The following is a 21,001-nucleotide window of genomic DNA, read 5'->3' on the forward strand; positions in this document are numbered from 1 at the left end:
ACCATAAGAAAACCCCCAGATTTGGATTATTGTCCAAACCTGGGGGTTCACATCAAAGTAATCAGTACTTTATTAACTTTTTTTGTTGCCATTTATACGGCCTCCACTGGACAAGACTATGTATAGTCATTATGCTTTGGCTGCACTAGAGTAGTCGGCCTGCTTCTGACCGCAAGCTGTAAGTGTGAATAACACCGATAGCACTGCAAAGATTGATAATACGAATTTTTTCATGAGTCCCCCTAAAACCAACCCCAAGCTTTTTACGTCGATCCGCGTCTGGATGATTGATTATTCTGCTGGTAGAAGTCGCTTGGCAGCGCGCCAAACGTTTTCTTCGTAACCCATCGGAATCATAAACTCATTAACAAAGTCGGCGACGTTAAACATTGACTGGGGCGTATCGTTTGGTACATAACACTCAACCAAAATATCAATCGCCCCACGAGTGGCTGCAGCTTCCTCGGGGTCTGTTGGTGTGCGCGTGTATTGCACGTTATCTGTACCATCTGCGAGTACGTGGCTAAATTCATGCGCAAACTGCAATGGAATTTCTTGCTTTCGAGCCCATCCAAGGTTCATGAAAACTAGTCTTTGTGACGGAATAGCCAATGGAATCCAATCAGGTGCGTGAGTGCCAGCATCGACGTTTATGTGATGGTCGAAGGCAAAGGACAGCAAAGGGTCAAGACTTACAGTCATCTATTTACCCCCATCCAAGATACGCCGAATCATTTCCATTTCTTCGGGTGGGATAGGCCGGCCATTCCACGACATTATCGTGTCTGGATCCTCAGAAGCCGCTTTGAGGTCAATTTTAGTTGGTTCATTCTCCTGCTTTTCTCCGGTCAATTCTTCATATGTTGTTCCCAGCGTGTTAGCAACAAGCATAACGGTGGCCATAGCTGGTTTATGATTTTTCCATCCGTAAATGGCATTTTCACTAAGCCCAGATTTTGTAGCAACCTCTTTCAGGTTCATGCCGCGAATCCGTGCGTATTTTTTTACTTCGTCTATCAGTGTCATGGTTGAGTTCTCCAATTTACTGATGTTTTTTAATAATTAAGTTCGTAAAAATGCTTGACTAAAATTACGAACATCGTTATAGTTTAGACATCAGCTAAGTTATTCAGTTACACAAGCGAACAAATAGAACCTATAAAACCGTTGGCAGACGGGGATTTTAAGTAGTTCTTTGCTTCTTTAACTATGCCTTGATATTACGACATTCGTAATTAAAGGTCAACAACTTTATAGCTGAAATCTTCAATTAAAAAAAGGAAGTAGGTGAACCTAGGAATGACGCTGATTGAGAAACGTTTCAAGAAGCGGCTCATTGACAAAGAAATGAGCCAAAAAGAAGTAGCTGACCACTTCGGATGGTCAAGCCAGTATCTTCGTCAATTGTTAAAAGGGATGACTGCTGGCCCGGCCGCAGATACGAACTTGGAAAAGGTCAAGGATTACATGGGATTGAAGTAAGGAGGCATAGCAATGAACGAACTACAACTATTTCAGTTCGAGGATAACCAAGTTCGGACTGTCAGCTCCAATGGCATTATCTGGTTTGCCGCTGTCGATGTGACAGATGCTTTAGGAATTAAGAACCCGTCTGATGCTATCAAACCTTTAGACGACGACGAACGGACTAGATTTAATCTAGGTCGTCAGGGTAGCGCAAATTTCATTAGCGAACCGGGGCTATACAAGCTGATTGGTGCTAGTCGAAAACCAGCGGCCAAACGTTTCAACCGTTGGGTCACTCATGAAGTCCTTCCATCGATCCGTAAGCATGGTGCTTACATGACGCCTGAGACGATTGAGAAGACGCTGACCAATCCAGACTTCATTATCCGGCTAGCAACACAGCTCAAGGACGAGCAGGCCAAGACAGCGGCACTCACGGCTGATAACAAGGCGATGAAACCGAAAGTACTATTTGCAGACGCGGTGTCAGCGAGCACCACAAGTATTCTGATCGGATCACTTGCCAAAATCTTGCGACAAAACGGCATCATCATTGGCCAGAATCGTTTGTTTGCTTGGTTACGTAATCACGGCTATCTGATTGCACGCAAAGGTAGCGACTGGAACACGCCAACACAGAAGTCGATGGATGCCGGTTGGTTCGAGATTAAGGAATCGACACATCTTGACGGAAACGGCGTGAACGTCACTACCAAGACGACGAAAGTCACTGGCGACGGCCAACAACACTTCATTAATGGTTTCCTAACCGGTGAAATGGAGGTATCCAAATGAAAGAAAGAGTGAATGATAACAAGGACGAAAAAAAACCGTTTGATCGGGCGGATCCAATCAAACGGTCAGAAATAAAAACCCACGTTGAAATCAAACACAAGACTTTATTTCTCAGAGTCAAGCAATTCATGCAACGTCTTTTGAACCAATAGCACAGCAAAGCTCTTGGCATCCTCGTTAGATTTACCAATCGCTTCACTAATATCAGTAGCGCTAATCGTTACATTCAGTTCAGCATAAAGCGAGTCTACAGCCTTTTGAACGGCAGCATCAATTTTGTCTGGATTCATATTATCACCTCCTTCCGGGCTTCATTATCCGCCGAGGGGAGGCCAAAAGAAAGAAGGTGATTGGGATGGCGGAATCGCTACTAGCTAAAGCTCTTGGAAAAATTATCCGTTCGATCATACAAGATGAGCTAGTGATTATGTCGGCTGAATGGCTCGACAAAGAGCACGCCATCCAGTATTTGCAAGGCACCAAGTCAACACTAGAAATTTTGCGTAAGCACGGACTTCCGTGTAAGCGCGTTGGTAAGAAACTCTATTTTCGCAAAGCAGACATCAATCACTTAATTGCAATCAGCAAATGAGGCTCTCACACATCGTTATGTTTGCTAAAGGAGTTAGTTATGTTAATGGTTTTAGAGATTATTGGCGCTATCTGGTTTTTAGCAGTTGCGGCAAGCGTTATGGGCGGGTTGAAGAATTGCTTTGAGGTTGAATAATGACTGCAAAAACGTTCTCCACGCTTAGAGCCACAATCTTTCAAGACCCGCGCGCAATTGCATCACAAGCTTATGCCGATGGAATGTTGCTTGCTTATAACGAAGCAGAAGCTCATCCGCGTCGAATTAACCGGTTGATTGCGTGGGCGAAACGTCACGGCGAAGTAATTACCGATAATTCGAATTATACCAAACGTGATCGTAATTTAAACGCTGGCAAAATCACCGGCTATCAAAACGCTAAGGAGGCTATCAATGAACACAGTTTATAAACATTTTGCTAATTACTTTCAAACACGCGCGTGTCTCGATGAACGTCAAGACGAAATTCGCATGTTGGCTTTGCTTGACCAGCATAACCGCATTGCGTTAGCCATCATTCGCGATGGTAAACGTTTCGGATTAGATCACTTGTCACGCGTTAACCGTCGCCGTCGCTTAGAGCTGCGAGAGGAGGCGAGCAAATGAGTTTAAACGATGAAGGCTTAACACTTGAACAGCTGGACAAGAACGTCAAACAACGGCTGGCACAGGACCACTTCCACAATATCATCGAAGCAATTCAATGGGCATCTTATAACGGCCGCCGCGAAATCACGGTACATGATTGGACGCCAGACGAATGCCAAATGCTAGTGGAAATTGGGCTAGATGTCGACGACGTTGGCGACGGGCTTTGGATTCACTGGCCAGAACAACAAAAATAAGCCACTGGGGGCAACCAGTGACTGGGTAAAACTCATTCAACAAGGAGAGTATAGCACATGTTAGACATTAAACCGATTTATCAACCGGCTAAGCTCGAAATCAGCAATTTCGATGACCTGGCTAAGTCAGTGACCGTGCTTGCTGATAAGTATAAAGGCATGGTCGTCACTGATGACACCACGACTGAGGCTCGCAAGTCACAGGCCGAATTAAACGCCGCTATCAAGCAAATTGAGGACTTTCGCAAGGCTATCAAGAAAGAGTACAACGAGCCGTACAACGCGTTCAAGGCGTCCACAGACAAGCTCAAGGCGTCGCTGGAAGCTGCTAAGCAGCCTATCAAGGATGCACTCGATCAGTATGCCGAAGAAGCTAAGCGTGAGCGCCGTGTAATGGCTAAGAAAGACCTCAACGATATTTTGGAAGCTCGCAACCTCAAGCCTGATGACGTCGAAATGCAAGACGCTTGGTTTGGCACACAACTGTCCAAAATTGAGCGTTTGAAGCAGATGGCGGCCGCAGCAGATGGTGTGATTGCTGAACGCAAGCGTATCGCCACTGAACGCGAACTCGTTGGAATGTATGCCAAGGTCAACAACATCGACCCTAGTGGCTGGCTTGTGCAAGTCGATGAGGGTGTATCAATTGACCGCATCAAAGATGGCATCGCCAAAGCGGCTGATGAGCGTGATCTCAAGGCCGAGCAAGAAGCCAAACGTAAGGAAGCTGAGGAAGCCATCGCCAAGGCAAAACAGCAACAGGTAGGCGATAAGACTATTGATGCTGAAACGGGTGAGGTTGTCACCGAAACGCCTAAGAGCGCGGCTGATGTAGTTACCGACTATCACTTCGGTATGAATGGCACATTTGCCCAAGCTCAAGACGTTGCCAACTACATGCGGCTCAAGGGCTATGACTTTTGGTCAGAGGGTGGTCACGAATGAAGTATTATCCATCGGGAAAGTTACCAATTACGCCGCACATGTATTTCATCTATGGCGATGGCGGCACTGGTAAGACGTCACTGTTTCGCAAGTTTCCAGGTCACAAGATGCTGTTCAGCTTTGACCAGTCAACCAACCCGATCAGGCCCGATGACAACATCGATGCACTAGTATTTGAGCAGTCAGATGGACCCAATATTCGCAAGCTGGTGGAACGCTCAACGGCCAAGGCTATCGACGGTGGCAAATATCAGGCTATCTGTTTCGATTGTGTCAACGCTCTGCATGATTGGGTGCTAGACAACACGGTGGCGTCTAATGATGGTCGAGCCAACTATCGTGACATGCAAATGTGGTTTCGCAAGTTTGGCACCTATTTGCGCGAATCCGGTATGACCGTGTATGCGACGGCACACCAAGCCGATCAGAAAGATGGTACAGGCTTCGAGCCAGCCATGAATTTCGGCGCATTCTCTGGATTCACTGCATCGTTTGACTTTGTTGGTCGCATTTACAAACAGGGTGGTGTTCGCACCATCAACTGTGACACTGAACAAGGTGATCACGGCAAGAACCGAATTGATGACCGGTTGGAGTTTCCAGCCGATGAACTGTTAGACCCAAGTACAGAAGAAAAGGAAGGTAATTAATCATGGCATTTGGATTTACTGTTGATCCCGACAACACATTCGGGAGTTTCGTTGAAGAATCAGGCACTTACAACGTGGTCGTAGCAAAGGCGGAAGTGAAGCGGGCGCAGTCGGGTAACGAGATGGTTAGCATCGATTACACCGTCTTAGATGGTGCCTACAAAGGCGCTCAAATTCGTTTCCAGAATCTGGTTTGGGATGAAACTTCAACAGACACGGAAAAGAAGTCTGAAACTCGTTTCAACACAATGCTTGTGGCTATGGGCGTCAAGAAAGGCACGAAGATTCCTGATATTGAAACATTTGCCAAGGGAATCAGTGGCAAGAAGCTCAACGTCACCACTGAATGGGGCAAGCCGAATAACAAAGGCAAGATTTATCTGAACGTCTTTGGATTCAACGAGTTAGACAAAGACGGCAGCAAGCCAGATGGCATTAAGCGTCCAGCACAAAGCAACGTGACCGACGGTGTCTTTGGTGGCAAGCAATCAAGCACAAATACCAGTGATCCATTCGCCAACGACGGGCAACCTATTGACGTTAGCGATGATGATTTGCCGTTTTAATTACTAAAAGTAAGCGTGAATAACTATGCCAGGATATGAGATTAGAAATCGTCGTTTGGCGCTAGGCTTGTCGCAATCAGAACTGTCAGATAAGGCCGGCGTGCCCCAGTCAACTATCTGCACAATCGAAACAACAACACGCAACGCAAAGATGAAAACCCTGAACGCTTTAGGCAAGGTGTTAGGCTTTCGGGTCGTAATCGAATGGAAGTAGAGGTGAGCACATGGCAGACGGGGGATGGATAGCAGTACAGCGCAAAGTGCAGACCTCGTTTGTCTGGGCAAATCCGTTTGTTTTGAAGCTTTGGATGCTGTGCCTATTCAAAGCAAACTTCACGACAAACCGGATTTTATTCAACGGTCAGGAGATACAGGTGGACAGGGGTCAATTCATCACAGGCCGCTTCGCGCTGGCATCCGAGTACAACAAAGGCGCCAGACGTGAACATCAACTGTCACCCACTTCTATCAATCGTTGGTTGAACAAATTTCGAGATTTGCAAATGGTGGACATCTCATCAAACCCCAAATACAGCGTCATTACTGTGCTCAACTATGATGCGTACCAGCCGGGCGGACAACTAGCGGACATGTACCCGACAGCAAGCGGACAGCTAGCGGACACAGTAAAGAACTCTAATAACTCTAAGAAAGAACCTTCTAGTCACAAGTCCACAAAACGGACTTACGACGAACAGTCTAAGGAGCTTCGCGCGGCAACCAAGTTGTGGGAGCTGATCCAACGTAATAATCCCAAGGCGAAGCAACAGGACTTGCAGAAGTGGGCTGATGTTTTCCGACTGATGCATGAGCGTGATAACCGATCATGGAAAGATATTGGCACTCTTATCCAATGGTCGCAGAATGACAGCTTTTGGAGTGCCAATATCTTGAGCGCGAAAAAGTTGCGAGAAAAATTTGATCAGTTAACTGCGAAGATGAATCAACAAGGGGGCTTTGTCCCTGAACAACCGCCTTTAGAAACTTCACACACGTTTTCCGCCGCTGAGTATGCCGTCAGCGCGTATCAGACCGGTAGTAGTATCGATGAGATTATCGCGATGGCAAAAGATGAGGGCGCACCAGCAACACCTGATGAGATTCGCGCCGCAATTGATGAATACAACAAACGAAGAGAGGACGATGCTTAATGGCTTACAACCCCAACAACCCCATCTGGCACGTTTTATACTGCGTCACGCAAAAGCCAGAGTTGACCAAATCGGAATGGATTGATCCTAATTGGATGCGAGATAAACGGCTAATAATCTTGATGAACTTCATCAATAAGCAAGAAGAAGCAGGTGACATGAACTATGTCGAGTTGCGCTCAAGGCTTGACCTTGCTCACCCTGACTTGCTTAGCCTTGATGAGTGGGAGCTGATTATCAATGGTAATCTCATGGACATTAAGCAGTTTGGATCATGGGTAAAAGCGTTACGGCGTAGTTACTACCGTGATCAGATGAAAGCCGCTGCTAAAGCTTATGCTGATAACCCAAGCGAGTCTAATCTTGACACAATGATGCAGACTGCACAGGATAGCATGTCAAACGACGGCGATGTTAATGAAACAACAATGGCTGAATTAGCGCAGGACATGGATAAACGGCTAGATACTCATAGAGATGATGGCATCAAGACCTATGCACCGATTAACACAGCTTTTGGCGGTGGGCTTATGCCTGGTCGTTTGATCACTGTTGGTGCTCGCCCTGGCGTCGGTAAGTCAGCATTTGCCATCAATCTCATTCTCAAAGCATTGGAGAAGCAACCGAAAATTAGTGTTGACCTTTTCAGCCTTGAAATGACCAATGCACAAAACTATAACCGCTTGATTAGCTCATATTTGGGCCTTGAAGGGCGCTTAATGATTAGCCCTGACACTTCATTATCTAACAAGCAAAAGAGCGATGTACGCACGGCAGGGACGATTCTAAGTGGTTATGACTTGCGGCTGTGGGATCGTGTGACAACCTTACAGCAAATCGAGAAAGTTATTCGACAGCGTACGGCAAGTGCAAAGGGCCAGTATCTAGCAGTTGTTGATTATCTTGGCTTGATCACAGTGCCGCGACAGTCAGACCGGCGATTGCAAATTGAGCAAATCACTCGCGAACTGAAAGTGCTGACTAATGAGCTCAATATTCCAATCCTACTTTTGAGCCAATTAAGCCGCAATATCGAACAGCGCCAAAGTCAGCGACCGATGCTTAGTGATCTACGCGAATCTGGATCAATTGAGCAAGATAGTAACGCGGTTGGTTTTCTATACAACGAAGACCGCAGCCAAGCACATGAAAAGATTCGTTCAGTCATTTTCTCAATTCAGAAGAACCGCGAGGGCGAACTAACCGACATTAACATGACTTTCGACGCTGAGCACATGCGCTTTGGAGTTGCTTATGGCTAATCCAACGATGAATTTTCGCGAGTTTGATGGATACATGCTTGAGGGTGGCTTCAAATACACGATGCTGGTCATGGCTAACCTCGAAGAAGCCAAGATGTATCTGGATCAGGCCAAAGCCACGGGTAAGCAGAAATATTACGAAGAGGCCTATGTGTCCCAACTAGACGCCTTAGACGTTGCTGAATTTGAGAAGAAGTATGGGCCGACGATTGAGCCTGTCATGAATTATATGCCGGCAGGGGTCAGAGATTGGTTACACGGGATTCGCAAGCGTTGGCGCAAGTATGTAATGAAAATCAGAGAAAGTTGAAAGGACTGAAACCAATGCCAGCTACAAAGAGTGGCCTCAAGTTTGATTATGCAAGAGCACGGATTCAGAACTATTTAGATGATCATGAGATTACACGCAAGGACTTCTCAGATGAAATTCTTGCGAAATACTCGACATTCAACAGCTTCATGGTGGACGACAGCCGGAAACTAACAATCCCGGCCCTCGCCAAAGCCGCTCAAGTCATGGGGATCACTTACGAAAAATTAATCAGCCCACTGGGACCGGAGGACTACAAATGAAATCTTTAGAAACGATTTTATTGATTATCGCAATGGTCTTGATCGTCATTGTAGCGCTCTACATGGTGTTTTTCACTGGCTTGGCGTTACCTATCACGGGCTTGCTTATGGCGCTTGTGATGCTTTAATTTGTGCGAATTATTGCGGTGTGGGAAGCGAAAGAGGAGAAATAATCATGAATAAGAAATTGACATTAACGGCAACGGTATTGGCAGGGCTTATGTTTGGGGCAGGTGCGACAGCGGTGGCTGACAACGTGTGGCAGGGGCATCAAAACATCGTAGAAACCAAGAAGAACATCGACAAGCTGGCGGCGAAAATTAATTCCTCGCAATCCAGCCTCGCCGACCTGAAACACCAACTGTCCGATGCGCAGGCCCAATACACGGCGCTCAAAAAGCAATACGATGGTGACATGGCAAGCAAAGATGCTCAAATCCAGCAGAAGATTGCCGAGGGACAACAGGCGGTGGCCCAGAAACAAGCAGAAGTTAACGCCAAGCAACAGACCATCAATAACCTAAATGCCCAACTGGAGGCGGCCAAGCAGGACAACAACAACTTATCCCAAGCAATCCTCGATGTGCAAAGTGTCCGGGAGTATTCCGATCAGGCCGTTAAATCTGTTGGCGCACAATAAGAGGAGGAAGCAAGCATGACAGATAAAGCGAAGCTGTACGCAGTGAAGAATGATGAAGGCGAATGGATGTCATTAGACGGCACGAAAATGGGAATTTGGTACTCCAATAACCCCACGCTATTCAAGGATAAGAGCTATGCTGAGGCTCAAAGCATGGGGCGTAAAGCTCACGTGGTAACGCTCGTTGAGGAACAAAAAGTCAACCTACCGCGCGAGGTCGGGGAAGAACTCGACGATTATCAGGCCGAGGATATTGATCTACTCGACTACCTACACGACGTGATTGATTCGGAGGAACTACGCGTGACAAGAGTGTGGATGCTCCATGATCGCGAACATCGCATCGGCATTCTCGCAGACGCTTACCGCTACGGCTGGGAAGCTGAGCCGGAAGCTAAGTGGTATGTAAAAGCACCGGAAAGCTGGGGCTTTAATGGTTACTACTTCTGCAAGCACATCAATGGTCAGGTGTTTCCAGAGAATCCGAATCCAGCAGCGTTCGATAGTGACTGGACTCAGTTCACCCGTGCCGAGCTCAAGAAGTATCACTTTGACAGCGACATCTTTACGCTGGTGCCAGTGGAAGCAGATAAGGAGGTATCGCGATGAGTAGAACCCCAGAAACACGTGCGTGGCGAGCAGCGACCGCTTCTGCTGCTAAAAGTCTTGGCATCGGATTTCATGCGATCGGCCACAATGCTCGGGCTGAAAGCCTGGGTAGTATCGTCCAGTACTTGATGATGGATACCAACCCGGCCGGAAAATCTGCCGAAGATAAGATCAAGCAGTTAATCGGTTCTGCCAATCGTCTGGGAGATTATGAGACGTACGAATGTCACGGAGACAAAGACTTAGAGATGGCCAACCGTCTGATAAAGCTGTGCGACGGGCCATTCCGCGGAGTCGGTTATGACGCTATCGAAAAGGCGCTAGTGGACATCTGCTATGAAATCGACTATCAATCAATGTCGATGGGCTACAGCTCGCAAGATTACGCAAACACATTTTTGGAGGTGACTTAGATTGAACTATGAGACGAAGCAGGACGTGTTCGATGAAACGTTGTCCAACCTTAAAAAGATGGATACACAGATTGAAGGAGAATGGGGATATAGCCAGCTCACGATGGGGGTTGGCAAGCACGGAGACGTCGAATCGACAAGAGAAATTGCGATTGCTGAAATTCGTGATCGTTACGCCTCAGCCTTGCCAGATGATCTACCAGTGATTCCGCTGACGGTTGGCGAGTACATCGAGGAGGTTAAGGCTCATGGAAAGTTTAGCATCATCGATCCGTTATGGCGTGTTAGCGATGCGCTTAGCACAATAGGAGAATCTGTCTTAGGCGATCGGTCTCGATGGGTTCTTCACCACAGTGACGACTTCGCTCGTGCATGGGTGCTAGGTGCCTGGCGCGTTGAGGAAACAGGAGAAATCGTGAAATTGGAGGCAGAGAAATGAGTAAGTCAGGAAATATCGAGATATCCCGTGACGATGTGGAGTGGATGATGCAAGGATTGGACTTCATTAGAGAAGTCGCGATCAATCACGCAAACCCGCAAGACCCGACCATGGAAGAGTGGGAGCCGGTATTTGACGCGGCAGATGACATTAATCGAATGTTAGATGACAAGATGGAGGCGGAGAAATGAACATTACTCGAAAGTGCTATGTAGTCAGCGGAGACAAGGAAATCCCCGCCAAGTTTTATGGCGTGTTTCAGGTCGCAAAGGTTGTGGGTGAAAGTCCATTAATCGGTGGTCATTCTGCTGGTCAAGTCATGGAGCCTGTTGCGGTGGTCGAATACAACGGCCAACTGCATAAAGCTTATCTTGATCAGGTTCATTTTGAAGACGCGGAGGCGAAGAAATGAGCTGGCAGGCGGTAGTGTTGATCATTTTCGGCGGGTTTGTTGTTTTGGGTGTGATTGCGATTATTGTGGTATGGGCAATGTGGTCTAAAGCTTCAGAAGCAATCAAGCACGAGATGAAGAAGGAGGAGCGAAATGAGTAATGCACAGGCGTTTTGTTGGGGTATCTGGTCATTGGTACTGTTTACGGTTGTGTTGGCGTGCTTATGTGGGAGCATTTCCATTAACGGTATCAGCCTAACCGCAGGCTGGCATCGCTGGGCTATCTGTATCGGATGCGGGCTGTGGCTGGCAGTGATCATTCATTCGGTTTTCGGGGGAGGTACGAGATGAGAGAGATTAAGTTCAGAGCGTGGGATAAGGAAACTGAGTGTTACTTGTATGGCATTCAAGACGCCTACGACACGCTGAGTGGGCATGTTAAGTATGACGATGGTGAAAACGCCTGTTATGACGAGGATTGCTTTGGGGGTTTCTTGGATAATGATCGGTATGTTGTCGAACAGTTTACCGGCCTGAAAGACAAGAACGGGCGAGAAATATACGAAGGCGATGTGCTCGATTGCATCAATGGCGACATTAATACTAGTGACAAAGCATTTTACCCAGGCCGGTGCATGGGTCAAGTCGGATTTGTTGGGGCGAGCTTTATTGTTTGGCCGAGACCAGTAGTAGATGGCCACCGGATGCACTACGGTTGCGAAGCATTGTCTGACGGGTTGACGAAGTACACCTGGGAAAACGAAATTGCGGCCGGAGAGTCTGTGGTCGTTGGCAACGTATATGCGAACCCGGAGCTACTGGAGGAATAGAAATGAACTTATATGATTATCTTGGATTCAAGTTCTGGTTCGCAATCGTTGGCTTCACCGCGTTTGCTGTCTTGCTAATTTACAACTGGTGGCATGATCGTTGATTGCCGTCATACTATTCATAGCCTGGGAGGTATCATGGCAAGTCCAACAGCTTTAAATAAACGTGGCACTAAAGTCTGCCTTGACGGATACAAGTTCGACAGTCAAAAGGAAGCGGACTTCTACACACGATTCGTTAAGAATTCAGGCTTTCATTTCCGCGTGCATCCGACGGTCGAGTTAGCACCGTTGAAAGTGATCTCGATGCCAGTAAAAGCGCGGCAGATTCGCTACACGCCAGACTTCGTAATTTTTGATGCTAAGGGCGCCGTGATTCACGTGTATGACGTCAAAAATAGCTTTGGCATGTATGGCATTGATAGCGGGCCGAAAGAGAAATTTGCAGAGTTCCTGCACAAGTTTGGCATCCCCGTTGAAGCCGTCGTAGTCCGCAAGCACGACTTTAAGTCAATCGCGCAAAGCGTGACGAAGAAGCGCAAAGACAATGACCCGTTAATCTGCACCAACTTAAATTATTCGTGGCTAGATGCCACAGCCTATTAGGAGGGCAAATATTATGACTGAAATGAAACAAGATTTGATTATTTGGATGCCAAACGGGTACACCCTGAAGTTTGAGAACGTCAAGAAACTAGTCAAAGATGAGGACTACATTAATTTTGTCTATGGCGGAGTGGCTACCGGGAAAACTCGTGATGCCTGGTTCCTTTATGACAACATTGCCGGTTGGGCTTTGTCACGTGATGTAACGCCGGCAAGCGGGCAAACTGATTTTATTGATGGCGGTGAAGCCTAATGGTTAAGTCGATTGTGAGTGTTGCACCCCGTGATGAACAGGAAACGGTGATCAATTATCAAGGCTGGGATGGTGCTTGGCACTTTTCCAGTAACAACCCCGTTCAAATCCGGAAATGGGAGAAATTTGTCACTCCATCAGTACGGCAGTTTGACAGCCTAGGACGCGTTGTAAATCTGGTAGGCACAATCACAGGGGCAAACGTTCAAATCAGCAAACAGCGCCAGCTAACGCCTGAACAAACAGAGCTACAAACACGCCGCCTTGCCAAAGCTCGGGAGGCGAAACGGAATGGGTAAAAAGAAGTCAGCTATCAAGAAGAAGCATCGCCGTATGATGCAGGCACGTGAGGCTAATACTGAGCACATCGAAGTGATGAAGCGTGAAGCAGAGATTGAAGCTGATCGGGAACGTCATGGGGGCAAGATGACTATCGATGAGCTAGTGTACAAGACTTTGCATCCGTATGAATAGACACGAAAAAAGGCCACCTACTGGCAGCCTGAATTAACTCGACAAACTAATTCTAGCACAAGGGGTGGATGATCTGATGGCATTGTTTCCAGAAATTGATGAAAAGGCTAGTTGTGATAAGGCTCGCCAGAAGCTAAAAGAATATCGACACTATGCGCGCTTGGCAGGTCGCCCGTTGACTGATCTCAAGTCACCATCTATGGACGGAATGCCAAAAGCTCAATCATTTCAAAATGGTACAGAAGCCGCCCTTGTGGCTAGGCTGGATAAGGTGCTAGACGCAGAAGCACACCTTGGAGTGATTGATAACGCGTTAGCGCTATGCAAGTTTCAAAGCAAATGGTTATTGTACTTTTGCTACTGCACGCCAGAGGAGCTAGAAATGTGGCAGGTAGCAGAACGTATGGGGCTTGGAAGCGTTGGCACTGCTAAACGCCAAAAGACAGCCGCATTGTTCGAGTTTGCCGAATCTTACCCCAATCATGAGCTGATCGTGTTAAGAAATGAGACGAGCAAGCAACTTATAAGTGATTAAATTGCAACTAAGTAGTAACCATTTGAATAAAATTCACTGTTATTATGATAGTGTTGAATGATTCGGGTAGCGATAATCCGAGTGCAATCGTAGCTTAAAGTAGAGCGGCACGTTAGCGCGACGTGAACACGATGCAGGTTCGATGCCTGCCGATTGCATTATGTGACGCTAGGAGTTTGAGCCTCCGAATGGATTGCCCATTTATTGTTGGCAGTCAAAGGGTCTATGACCACGCACGATGGGACTGTAGGTCTCGCCCATCAACACAACAATGGCCAGTATAAGAAGACACGCTTATACCGGATGACAGATCTGTCGTTAGCGGCCTAGCGCAGTATCTAGGATTCGTGTCTGATAGGTTAGAGCCTTTCTAGAAGGCAGAGCGGTTGACATTACCCAATACCGTATTATGCGAGCAACAGATGAGGGAAGGCATTGATACCGGTTACTCAATGTTGAAACAAGACGGTGCAACTCCGCCCGCTCGCTTATGTAGGTGTAGCTCCGATATGGAAGTCGTAAATGGCTGCCGGTTCGATTCCGGCGCGGAGCAGTTCGGGTCCGAAAGGTTACCCAGAACGCAATGTGATGTATCGCTTGTTACGGCTATAAGCCACTCAGTCCGTTGAGGGAGCGATAAACGGCCAGCACAGAGGCCGAAGCTTAACTGCTATTGGAATCATCTGCAAGCGTATTAACGCAAAAGCGATGCTGTGGGTTCAAATCCCGCCGGCCTCATAGCCGCTTATCACGGCTAAATAAAAATAAAATGATTATTGCTGGTCGGCAGTTGGCGACAAGCTGCTACCGATCATTGCGCGAGCACGCGACGCTTGCTACATCAAAACTATTAAGTTAGAAGGTGCAGCCTCTCTTGATTTCTCATAGCGTGCATTCTAACGTGGCTCGGAAACCCGCTAGACACAATTTAATATTGCGGTGTGACACCACCGCTTGGCCGTCTTAGGTGAGGCGGCTATTTATTTGTATTTAAATGGGGTGATCCCACGAAGATGATAAAAACTAGCTGCGGATACATGACCGTCCAAGAGTGGGCGATGATCTGTCGCATTAGCAAGCAAGAGGAAAAAATTGAAAAATTCAGAAAAGTGGATGCGCGGCCTGCCGTACGTCGGCAACAAAGGCCAAAAGGCACAGCAAATCATTGACTCATTGCCAGCAGGTGGACGGTTCATCGATGTGTTTGGTGGCGGCGGGAGGAATTGTTGCTGAGGTACGTGGGGTAAGGCCTCAGCATACACACGGCACAGGCCTACGGGAGCTGTGCTATTTTAGTGCAAACAAATAGCCGGCAATGCCGGCCGTAAGACTAATCTTTATCAAGTTTTTCTTTCACATTATCAACAGTATCTTTAACGGCATCTTTGGCATCGTCTAACTTTTCTTTTACTTTGCCAAGTACGCCTTCAGCCTTGCCTTGTGCTTCGCGGGCCTTATCACCAGTAACTTTACCTTCAACTTCTTTTGCTTTACCGGAGATTTTGTCCTTAGTGCTATCAATTTTACCATCTAAGCTCATAGATATTACCTCCCTTTACTTGGCATTATCTCACAGAATTATTAAATAATGCAAGCAAATAGCCCTCGGTTGGGGGACCAAGGGCATACGTCGTGTGAAGGAACTGGACGTCAGGGGTGAACAACACCTAATCGTGTTGCACGGGTTCATTATATTTCAGCAGGTGAACAGATACAATAGGAAGAATAAACAAATCGTCTATTTAAAGCACGTTGTCTCAATATTGGAGGAAGAACCCATGTATTACTTTTTATTGCTGCTGACGCTAGTCTTTGTGCTGGCCAAGCTATTCGGCTTGATTGCATGGAGTTGGTTACTGGTATTCGTACCGTTGATTGCTTGGATCATCTGGATCGTATTCTGGATTGGGCTGGCAATCGTCATTGGATTGCATGAGGACTAGGCTATGCGCGTGAAGGTATGCCGCAAGCCTGGATGCAATAATGTAATCCCTTATGCTCAAGCAAACCCATATTGTTCTGAACATACAGGCTTGTATAAACCTAGCTACGCTGATACTGCAAAGCATGTTAAACGTGACACATCATATTACGACAAGTACAAGCGCGACAAAGAGTCTGCTGCATTCTATAAGTCTAAGATATGGGAACACACCGCACGTGACGCTAAAGCTCATGCCTACTTCACTTGTGCATGCTGTGGCAAGACCTATGACAAGTCTGGCTATCTAGTCACTGATCACATCGTGCCTTTGAGAATTGACAGAAGAAAGTGCTTAGATCATGACAACCTATGGGTGCTCTGTAAGGGATGCCACTATTGGAAGACACAGCTTGAGGAAAAGATATACACGTCACAGTCCAGAATTGAAAATCTTGACGTTTCAACCAAGTGGACACGTAGCAAAATCTCCGAATGGGTACTCGCTCACAAAAATAGGGGGGCCTATGTTGTTTAAGGGGAACCTCACACACCAGTGTCCATTTGTCACAAAGCCAAATTTCAAAAAAATTCAGACTTTTTGAGCCTTAAATCTCGAAACATAGCCATTTTAGTATAGAAAGGAGGCGTTTTTTGTGCCCGAAAATCACCCAAAATTGACAATTTTACCCGCAAATTCTGATAAAAGTTGCTCTGATTGCAACGACGATATGAAGGACATTCAGAACACGCCTCCTGTTCACCTTGACGACGAAGCAAGCCGATTGTGGAAGTCACTTATTCCAGAAGTCAAGAAACTTGGTTACCTGAAAAAGATTGACCAGCCAAGCCTTGAACTGTATTGCCGTTATTACTCACTTTACATTAAGTCTGAGCAGTTGATTGAACAACAGGGACTGTGGATTTATGACAACGATAACGTTGCAGTAAAGCGTTCCCCCGGTGCGGTTCAAATGGACTCTTGTGTGAAGAACATGAAGTCGTTGGGACATGACTTGGGCCTTACATTTGATTCTGGATTACGTCAGATAATTGTCGAAGAGCCAGAAAAGCCTAAGCAAAATAGTCCATTGAAGGAGGTTGGTTTTGGTGCAGACGTTTGATTTTACCGGTGTAACTGATATTCGCGGATACGTAAAGACGTACCAATCAGATTACCAAGAACTGTTTGATAAGTACCACGATCCAGGAACAAGATACGCTTATGACGTTATGTTCAGCAATAAATACATGACTGGTAGAGATGTTCAGCTGGCATGTATTAGGCATTTAAATGATTTGCTGCGGATCGGCGATGATGATTTTCCTTACCAATATAATTGCGACATGGTCAACGCAATTGAATACTTTTCACGGTTGCTGCCCAATCCGGACGACACGTCGAAAACAATTCAACCATTCAAATGGCAATCGTTCATTCTTGATAGCTTGATTGGTTGGCGAACCCTAGATAACGGCACTCGATTCACAACGTCTAACATTTCAATTGCTCGCCAGCAGGGTAAAACTTGGCTAGCATCAATTCTAATCAACTTTTATTACTTTGTAGTCTGCTGGAATGCGACATCACAGGATTTGTTAGTAGCCAGCTATGATAGTGAACACGCAACCAAGCTGTTCAACGACTTGTCTTTGCAGGCAAAGACGATTTTGTCTCTGCCGGACTTTGCAGATGATGCTAGAGAGCGTGGTGTGGAAGCTCAAACCACACAAGTTATTGCAAAAAACACTAAGAACACGATCCGGAAGGGTACCTCACAAGGAGGTGGCTTTGATAGTTTCCATAATGCAATTGCTGTTTATGATGAAATTGGTAACTTAAGACCGGCACTAAATGAGACCTTGAAACAGATTACATCCGGTCAAAATGGCATCAAGAATCGAATGTTCGTCAAGATTTCAACAGCTTATCCTGATATCAAAGTCAAGTTCAAGAACGACGAAGACGTAACTAGGGCTGCCATTGAGCATGACACCGTTCGAGACGCTGACAACGTATTCCAAGTAATTTATGCTCAGGACTCGGAGAATGAGGTGTTTGAACCCGAAACATGGGCAAAATCTAATCCTAATCTACTTGAGCTGCCAAAGAGTAAACGTGACAACCTTCAAAAGGCTCTTAATCAGGATCGCAACGATAATGAACGTGAGGGAACACTTGAAACCTTCGTAAATAAGTCACTAAATCTGTGGAGCCGGAGATTTCAGAACAGCTATTTGTCCCTAGACAACATTCAACGCAGTATTATTGACCACTTCGATGTGAACGGGCGTGATGTGTTTATCGGGTTTGACGGGTCACAGACAAATGATAATACGTCTTTTGGCTTCATTTATCCGTACACTGATCATGACAAACACATGTTTCATGTTCAGCAGCACAGCTTTATCCCATTCGCGCAGGCAAAAACAATCGAAGCCAAGTCGAAGCAGGACGGATTGGATTATTTGAAGCTTCAAAAAGAAGGCTTTGTGGACATCACCAATCTTGCATCAGGCGTAATCAACACCAATCAGGTTTACCAGTGGTTGGTTGATTATGTTAATCAACATCGGCTCAAGGTCAAATTCATCATTGCTGATCCAAACCACGGTGAATGGCTCGAAAAGAAACTGGAGAATTATCAACCGCAGTGGCAATGGTTTCCTTTGCCTCCTACCTCGTTCAAGCTGAATGAGCCTACTAAGGACTTTCAGAATCTGTTTATTAATGGCAACATTTCGATGCTGAACGATCCGCTGCTGATTGATGGGTTAAACAATGCTGTACTGGTAGAAGATCGCGGCGGTTCGGTCAAGATTGATCGTCAAAATCGCACGAATGATCATATTGATACGACTGATGCGCTTATTAATGCTCATGCGCAGGCCAAGTTCTATTTCGAAAACTATCATGATGAGGGATATAACCCATTGAATGATTTGGACGCACAGGGAAAGCGTGACTTTTTCAAGGCAATGTTTGGAGGTGGTAAGTAATGGCAAAAGTAATTAATAATTTTTTCAGCAATTGGGGAACAGTACTGGTGTTTGTTTTCGGATTAGCGCTGATTTCAGTGGCCGCATTCACCTTCAATCTGGTGCTTGGCTACTTAGTTTCCGGAATTGAGCTGTGTGTGATTGCCTATATTTTGGACAAAGAAAGGGGGTGAGGCTAAATGGGACTTCTAACCCCTAGAAACTTCAATAAACGTAAAGCCAAAAACATGGTCTATCCGAGCAATCCTGCGTTTTTAACGACCACGGTTGGCGGCATGCAGCTTTCTTATGTTTCGGCGCTGTCCGCTTTGCAGAACACTAATGTTTATAGTGTGATCAACCGTATTGCTAGCGATGTTGCCTCGGCGCACTTCAAAACTGAAAATACTGCAACATTGAACCGACTTGAGAGCCCTAGCGGATTGATAGGCCGGTTTTCTTTTTGGCAAGGTGCGTTGATGCAGTTGTGCTTGTCGGGCAACGACTATATCCCATTAGTTGGCCAAAATCTGGAGCATATTCCAAACTCTGACGTCCAAATTAACTACTTGCCAGGCAATACCGGCATCGTCTATACGGTTTTAGCGAGCAATGATCGTCCTCAAATGGTGCTTAGACAGGACCAAATGCTTCATTTTAGGCTCATGCCAGACCCACAATATCGGTATTTAATTGGTCGTTCGCCTTTAGAAAGCTTGCAAAACGCTCTTAATCTTGATGAAAAAGCCTCTAAAAGTAACATGAGTGCCATGGAAAACCAGATTAATCCTGCCGGACAGCTCAAAATCAGCAACTATTTAAGCGATGGTAAAGACCTAGAAGCCGCCCGCGAAGAGTTTGAGAAAGCCAACACTGGTGATAACTCCGGGCGCCTGATGGTTTTACCCGATGGGTTCGATTATACCCAGCTTGAAATGAAGACTGATGTATTTAAGGCCTTGGCTGACAATTCAGCATACTCTGCTGATCAAATCTCCAAGGCCTTTGGTGTGCCCAGCGATATTTTGGGTGGCGGCACTTCAACTGAAAGCCAACATTCCAACATTGACCAAATCAAGGCGACATATCTGGCAAACTTAAACTCGTATGTAAATCCAATCGTGGATGAGCTGCGCTTGAAGATGAACGCACCGGACCTTGAGCTAGATATTAAAGACATGTTGGATGTTGATGATTCGACGCTTATCAATCAGGTATCAAATCTTGCTAAGTCTGGGGTGCTAGGTGCAGAACAGGCACAATTTATACTTACGCGATCTGGATTTTTGCCTGATAACTTGCCTGATTTCAAACCGCTTACCAGCTCAACGAAGGGAGGTGATGACAAGTGATTATTCCGGTTAAAGGCTACATTACAAGCAACGACTTTGCACCAATCTATCGTGATTGGTTCGGTATGACGGTAGTATCACCTTCAGATATTACTGATGTACTACCTGACGATGGCTCTGATGTCACACTTGAGATTGCCTCCGATGGTGGCGAGGTCGATCCAGCAACAGAAGTTTGCAATGCTTTGCGCAGCTATCAGGGCAATGTAACGGCAAAGATCGTATCAAACGCATACTCTGCTGCAACAATTGTTGCCATGGGTGCTAACAAAGTTCAGATGGCTCCAGGAGCAAAGATGATGATCCATCGTGCGTCAAGCGACGCCAGCGGAAACTCTCATGAGATGGATGCGGCTTCTGGCATGCTGCAAACTACAGATAGTGCAATCGCAAGCCTGTACTCTGCAAAAACTGGGAAACCTGCCGACGACTTTTTAGCATTGATGGACAAAGAAACATGGCTGGACGCTGATAAAGCTGTCGAATTAGGATTGGCAGATGAAAAGCTAGATTTCGATACGCCAATTGTAAATGCGGTGGGCCCGATTATTCCGCATCAAGCAGTTCAACGAATTAAGAATCTGAAAGATGAAAACGACAAGTTACGTAGTCAACTTCCTAAGCAGAACGATCTGCTAAACAAGAAGCTGGCTATTTTTTATGACTTTGATTTACAATTTAAGTGCAAGATGATAAGTGCAAGAAAAAGGACTCAT

The 21,001-nt window shown here is 46.2% G+C and carries 40 protein-coding genes and 1 tRNA gene; 37 read left to right on the plus strand and 4 right to left on the minus strand.

Annotated features, from left to right (window positions below; all coding sequences use genetic code 11):
- Window positions 1–291: 291 nt before the first annotated feature.
- Together FD01_RS11770 and FD01_RS11775 are read right to left on the minus strand one after the other, a co-directional pair.
- Window positions 292–702, minus strand: coding sequence for a hypothetical protein (locus tag FD01_RS11770; protein ID WP_054717019.1), 411 nt, complete (start codon window positions 700–702; stop codon window positions 292–294).
- Window positions 703–1,026 (minus strand): helix-turn-helix domain-containing protein, encoded by a 324-nt coding sequence (locus FD01_RS11775; protein ID WP_054717022.1) that lies wholly within the window; start codon window positions 1,024–1,026, stop codon window positions 703–705.
- A 273-nt stretch (window positions 1,027–1,299) separates the two neighbouring features.
- Here FD01_RS11775 and FD01_RS11780 point away from each other — a divergent pair, with 273 nt between their 5' ends.
- On the plus strand, window positions 1,300–1,482 hold the full coding sequence (locus FD01_RS11780) for a helix-turn-helix domain-containing protein (protein ID WP_054717025.1): 183 nt from the start codon (window positions 1,300–1,302) through the stop codon (window positions 1,480–1,482).
- Window positions 1,483–1,494: 12 nt separating this feature from the next.
- Window positions 1,495–2,262 (plus strand): phage antirepressor KilAC domain-containing protein, encoded by a 768-nt coding sequence (locus FD01_RS11785; RefSeq protein ID WP_054717028.1) that lies wholly within the window; start codon window positions 1,495–1,497, stop codon window positions 2,260–2,262.
- A gap of 104 nt (window positions 2,263–2,366) precedes the next feature.
- Here FD01_RS11785 and FD01_RS11790 read toward each other — a convergent pair whose 3' ends face one another.
- A complete protein-coding gene (locus tag FD01_RS11790; protein WP_054717031.1) occupies window positions 2,367–2,552 on the minus strand; it encodes a hypothetical protein in 186 nt (61 codons plus the stop codon).
- A 65-nt stretch (window positions 2,553–2,617) separates the two neighbouring features.
- On the opposite strand from FD01_RS11790, the gene FD01_RS11795 reads away from it, so the two are divergent.
- The 28 genes from FD01_RS11795 (at window position 2,618) to FD01_RS16165 (ending at window position 15,266) form a co-directional block, all read left to right on the plus strand.
- Window positions 2,618–2,854: a DNA-binding protein gene (locus FD01_RS11795; protein WP_054717034.1), complete on the plus strand. Its 237-nt coding sequence runs from the start codon at window positions 2,618–2,620 to the stop codon at window positions 2,852–2,854.
- A 134-nt stretch (window positions 2,855–2,988) separates the two neighbouring features.
- Window positions 2,989–3,261: a hypothetical protein gene (locus FD01_RS11800; RefSeq protein WP_054717036.1), complete on the plus strand. Its 273-nt coding sequence runs from the start codon at window positions 2,989–2,991 to the stop codon at window positions 3,259–3,261.
- Window positions 3,245–3,457, plus strand: a complete 213-nt coding sequence (locus FD01_RS11805) for a hypothetical protein (protein ID WP_056964473.1) — start codon at window positions 3,245–3,247, stop codon at window positions 3,455–3,457. The genes FD01_RS11800 and FD01_RS11805 overlap by 17 nt, the downstream gene beginning before the upstream one ends.
- Window positions 3,454–3,696: a hypothetical protein gene (locus tag FD01_RS11810; protein ID WP_054717039.1), complete on the plus strand. Its 243-nt coding sequence runs from the start codon at window positions 3,454–3,456 to the stop codon at window positions 3,694–3,696. The genes FD01_RS11805 and FD01_RS11810 overlap by 4 nt, the downstream gene beginning before the upstream one ends.
- 57 nt (window positions 3,697–3,753) lie before the next feature.
- Complete coding sequence (locus FD01_RS11815) at window positions 3,754–4,641, plus strand: DUF1351 domain-containing protein (RefSeq protein ID WP_056964475.1); 888 nt, start codon at window positions 3,754–3,756, stop codon at window positions 4,639–4,641.
- A complete protein-coding gene (locus tag FD01_RS11820; RefSeq protein WP_056964477.1) occupies window positions 4,638–5,291 on the plus strand; it encodes an AAA family ATPase in 654 nt (217 codons plus the stop codon). Before FD01_RS11815 ends, FD01_RS11820 begins: the two co-directional genes overlap by 4 nt.
- 2 nt (window positions 5,292–5,293) lie before the next feature.
- Window positions 5,294–5,857, plus strand: coding sequence for a DUF669 domain-containing protein (locus FD01_RS11825; RefSeq protein ID WP_054717051.1), 564 nt, complete (start codon window positions 5,294–5,296; stop codon window positions 5,855–5,857).
- Between the two features lie 25 nt (window positions 5,858–5,882).
- A complete protein-coding gene (locus tag FD01_RS16985) occupies window positions 5,883–6,071 on the plus strand; it encodes a helix-turn-helix domain-containing protein (RefSeq protein ID WP_082611884.1) in 189 nt (62 codons plus the stop codon).
- A 10-nt stretch (window positions 6,072–6,081) separates the two neighbouring features.
- Window positions 6,082–7,008, plus strand: a complete 927-nt coding sequence (locus FD01_RS11830; RefSeq protein WP_056964478.1) for a hypothetical protein — start codon at window positions 6,082–6,084, stop codon at window positions 7,006–7,008.
- Complete coding sequence (locus FD01_RS11835; protein WP_056964480.1) at window positions 7,008–8,270, plus strand: DnaB-like helicase C-terminal domain-containing protein; 1,263 nt, start codon at window positions 7,008–7,010, stop codon at window positions 8,268–8,270. Before FD01_RS11830 ends, FD01_RS11835 begins: the two co-directional genes overlap by 1 nt.
- Window positions 8,263–8,580 carry a hypothetical protein gene (locus FD01_RS11840; protein WP_054717060.1) on the plus strand — a complete coding sequence of 106 codons (318 nt, stop codon included), beginning with the start codon at window positions 8,263–8,265 and terminating at the stop codon, window positions 8,578–8,580. The genes FD01_RS11835 and FD01_RS11840 overlap by 8 nt, the downstream gene beginning before the upstream one ends.
- Window positions 8,581–8,594: 14 nt before the next feature.
- Complete coding sequence (locus tag FD01_RS11845) at window positions 8,595–8,843, plus strand: hypothetical protein (protein WP_056964483.1); 249 nt, start codon at window positions 8,595–8,597, stop codon at window positions 8,841–8,843.
- A complete protein-coding gene (locus tag FD01_RS16870) occupies window positions 8,840–8,971 on the plus strand; it encodes a hypothetical protein (protein ID WP_263862572.1) in 132 nt (43 codons plus the stop codon). Before FD01_RS11845 ends, FD01_RS16870 begins: the two co-directional genes overlap by 4 nt.
- A gap of 47 nt (window positions 8,972–9,018) precedes the next feature.
- Window positions 9,019–9,483 (plus strand): hypothetical protein, encoded by a 465-nt coding sequence (locus FD01_RS11850; RefSeq protein WP_054717063.1) that lies wholly within the window; start codon window positions 9,019–9,021, stop codon window positions 9,481–9,483.
- A 15-nt stretch (window positions 9,484–9,498) separates the two neighbouring features.
- Window positions 9,499–10,092 carry a hypothetical protein gene (locus FD01_RS11855; RefSeq protein ID WP_054717066.1) on the plus strand — a complete coding sequence of 198 codons (594 nt, stop codon included), beginning with the start codon at window positions 9,499–9,501 and terminating at the stop codon, window positions 10,090–10,092.
- On the plus strand, window positions 10,089–10,505 hold the full coding sequence (locus tag FD01_RS11860; RefSeq protein WP_054717069.1) for a hypothetical protein: 417 nt from the start codon (window positions 10,089–10,091) through the stop codon (window positions 10,503–10,505). The genes FD01_RS11855 and FD01_RS11860 overlap by 4 nt, the downstream gene beginning before the upstream one ends.
- A gap of 1 nt (window position 10,506) precedes the next feature.
- Window positions 10,507–10,944 (plus strand): hypothetical protein, encoded by a 438-nt coding sequence (locus tag FD01_RS11865; protein WP_054717072.1) that lies wholly within the window; start codon window positions 10,507–10,509, stop codon window positions 10,942–10,944.
- Window positions 10,941–11,135, plus strand: a complete 195-nt coding sequence (locus tag FD01_RS11870) for a hypothetical protein (protein ID WP_054717075.1) — start codon at window positions 10,941–10,943, stop codon at window positions 11,133–11,135. The genes FD01_RS11865 and FD01_RS11870 overlap by 4 nt, the downstream gene beginning before the upstream one ends.
- The gene (locus FD01_RS11875; protein ID WP_054717078.1) at window positions 11,132–11,356 is read left to right on the plus strand and encodes a hypothetical protein; all 225 of its coding nucleotides are present in this window, start codon (window positions 11,132–11,134) and stop codon (window positions 11,354–11,356) included. Before FD01_RS11870 ends, FD01_RS11875 begins: the two co-directional genes overlap by 4 nt.
- Complete coding sequence (locus FD01_RS16155; protein WP_156647309.1) at window positions 11,353–11,496, plus strand: hypothetical protein; 144 nt, start codon at window positions 11,353–11,355, stop codon at window positions 11,494–11,496. Before FD01_RS11875 ends, FD01_RS16155 begins: the two co-directional genes overlap by 4 nt.
- Window positions 11,497–11,682: 186 nt before the next feature.
- Window positions 11,683–12,165: a YopX family protein gene (locus tag FD01_RS11885; protein WP_054717083.1), complete on the plus strand. Its 483-nt coding sequence runs from the start codon at window positions 11,683–11,685 to the stop codon at window positions 12,163–12,165.
- A gap of 138 nt (window positions 12,166–12,303) precedes the next feature.
- Window positions 12,304–12,771: a DUF1064 domain-containing protein gene (locus FD01_RS11890; RefSeq protein WP_056964485.1), complete on the plus strand. Its 468-nt coding sequence runs from the start codon at window positions 12,304–12,306 to the stop codon at window positions 12,769–12,771.
- A gap of 13 nt (window positions 12,772–12,784) precedes the next feature.
- Window positions 12,785–13,024, plus strand: coding sequence for a hypothetical protein (locus FD01_RS11895; protein WP_225436157.1), 240 nt, complete (start codon window positions 12,785–12,787; stop codon window positions 13,022–13,024).
- Window positions 13,024–13,323 (plus strand): hypothetical protein, encoded by a 300-nt coding sequence (locus FD01_RS11900; RefSeq protein ID WP_054717089.1) that lies wholly within the window; start codon window positions 13,024–13,026, stop codon window positions 13,321–13,323. The genes FD01_RS11895 and FD01_RS11900 overlap by 1 nt, the downstream gene beginning before the upstream one ends.
- Window positions 13,316–13,498, plus strand: coding sequence for a hypothetical protein (locus FD01_RS11905; RefSeq protein WP_054717092.1), 183 nt, complete (start codon window positions 13,316–13,318; stop codon window positions 13,496–13,498). The genes FD01_RS11900 and FD01_RS11905 overlap by 8 nt, the downstream gene beginning before the upstream one ends.
- A gap of 76 nt (window positions 13,499–13,574) precedes the next feature.
- Window positions 13,575–14,033 carry an ArpU family phage packaging/lysis transcriptional regulator gene (locus FD01_RS11910; protein ID WP_054717095.1) on the plus strand — a complete coding sequence of 153 codons (459 nt, stop codon included), beginning with the start codon at window positions 13,575–13,577 and terminating at the stop codon, window positions 14,031–14,033.
- 83 nt (window positions 14,034–14,116) lie between these two features.
- A tRNA-Ala gene (locus FD01_RS16160) sits at window positions 14,117–14,191 on the plus strand.
- A 934-nt stretch (window positions 14,192–15,125) separates the two neighbouring features.
- Window positions 15,126–15,266 carry a hypothetical protein gene (locus FD01_RS16165; RefSeq protein WP_156647310.1) on the plus strand — a complete coding sequence of 47 codons (141 nt, stop codon included), beginning with the start codon at window positions 15,126–15,128 and terminating at the stop codon, window positions 15,264–15,266.
- 97 nt (window positions 15,267–15,363) lie between these two features.
- On the opposite strand, the gene FD01_RS11915 is transcribed toward FD01_RS16165, so the two are convergent.
- A complete protein-coding gene (locus FD01_RS11915; RefSeq protein ID WP_054717098.1) occupies window positions 15,364–15,573 on the minus strand; it encodes a CsbD family protein in 210 nt (69 codons plus the stop codon).
- Window positions 15,574–15,811: 238 nt separating this feature from the next.
- Here FD01_RS11915 and FD01_RS16390 point away from each other — a divergent pair, with 238 nt between their 5' ends.
- From FD01_RS16390 to FD01_RS11940, 7 genes are all read left to right on the plus strand, one after another.
- Window positions 15,812–15,976 carry a hypothetical protein gene (locus tag FD01_RS16390; RefSeq protein WP_164480468.1) on the plus strand — a complete coding sequence of 55 codons (165 nt, stop codon included), beginning with the start codon at window positions 15,812–15,814 and terminating at the stop codon, window positions 15,974–15,976.
- A 3-nt stretch (window positions 15,977–15,979) separates the two neighbouring features.
- The gene (locus tag FD01_RS11920; RefSeq protein WP_056964487.1) at window positions 15,980–16,492 is read left to right on the plus strand and encodes an HNH endonuclease; all 513 of its coding nucleotides are present in this window, start codon (window positions 15,980–15,982) and stop codon (window positions 16,490–16,492) included.
- Window positions 16,493–16,610: 118 nt separating this feature from the next.
- Window positions 16,611–17,078 (plus strand): phage terminase small subunit P27 family, encoded by a 468-nt coding sequence (locus FD01_RS11925; RefSeq protein WP_054717104.1) that lies wholly within the window; start codon window positions 16,611–16,613, stop codon window positions 17,076–17,078.
- Entirely contained in the window at window positions 17,065–18,954 is a 1,890-nt protein-coding gene (locus FD01_RS11930) for a terminase TerL endonuclease subunit (protein WP_056964492.1), read from the plus strand. The genes FD01_RS11925 and FD01_RS11930 overlap by 14 nt, the downstream gene beginning before the upstream one ends.
- Window positions 18,954–19,127: a hypothetical protein gene (locus FD01_RS16395; RefSeq protein ID WP_164480469.1), complete on the plus strand. Its 174-nt coding sequence runs from the start codon at window positions 18,954–18,956 to the stop codon at window positions 19,125–19,127. Before FD01_RS11930 ends, FD01_RS16395 begins: the two co-directional genes overlap by 1 nt.
- Before the next feature lie 6 nt (window positions 19,128–19,133).
- The gene (locus FD01_RS11935; protein WP_056964489.1) at window positions 19,134–20,285 is read left to right on the plus strand and encodes a phage portal protein; all 1,152 of its coding nucleotides are present in this window, start codon (window positions 19,134–19,136) and stop codon (window positions 20,283–20,285) included.
- The coding region (locus FD01_RS11940; RefSeq protein WP_235802965.1) for a head maturation protease, ClpP-related at window positions 20,282–21,001 on the plus strand (720 nt) is incomplete at its 3' end. The genes FD01_RS11935 and FD01_RS11940, both read left to right, overlap by 4 nt.

Origin of the sequence: Lacticaseibacillus manihotivorans DSM 13343 = JCM 12514, assembly GCF_001435035.1 — a bacterium.
GTDB classification, from domain to species: domain Bacteria; phylum Bacillota; class Bacilli; order Lactobacillales; family Lactobacillaceae; genus Lacticaseibacillus; species Lacticaseibacillus manihotivorans.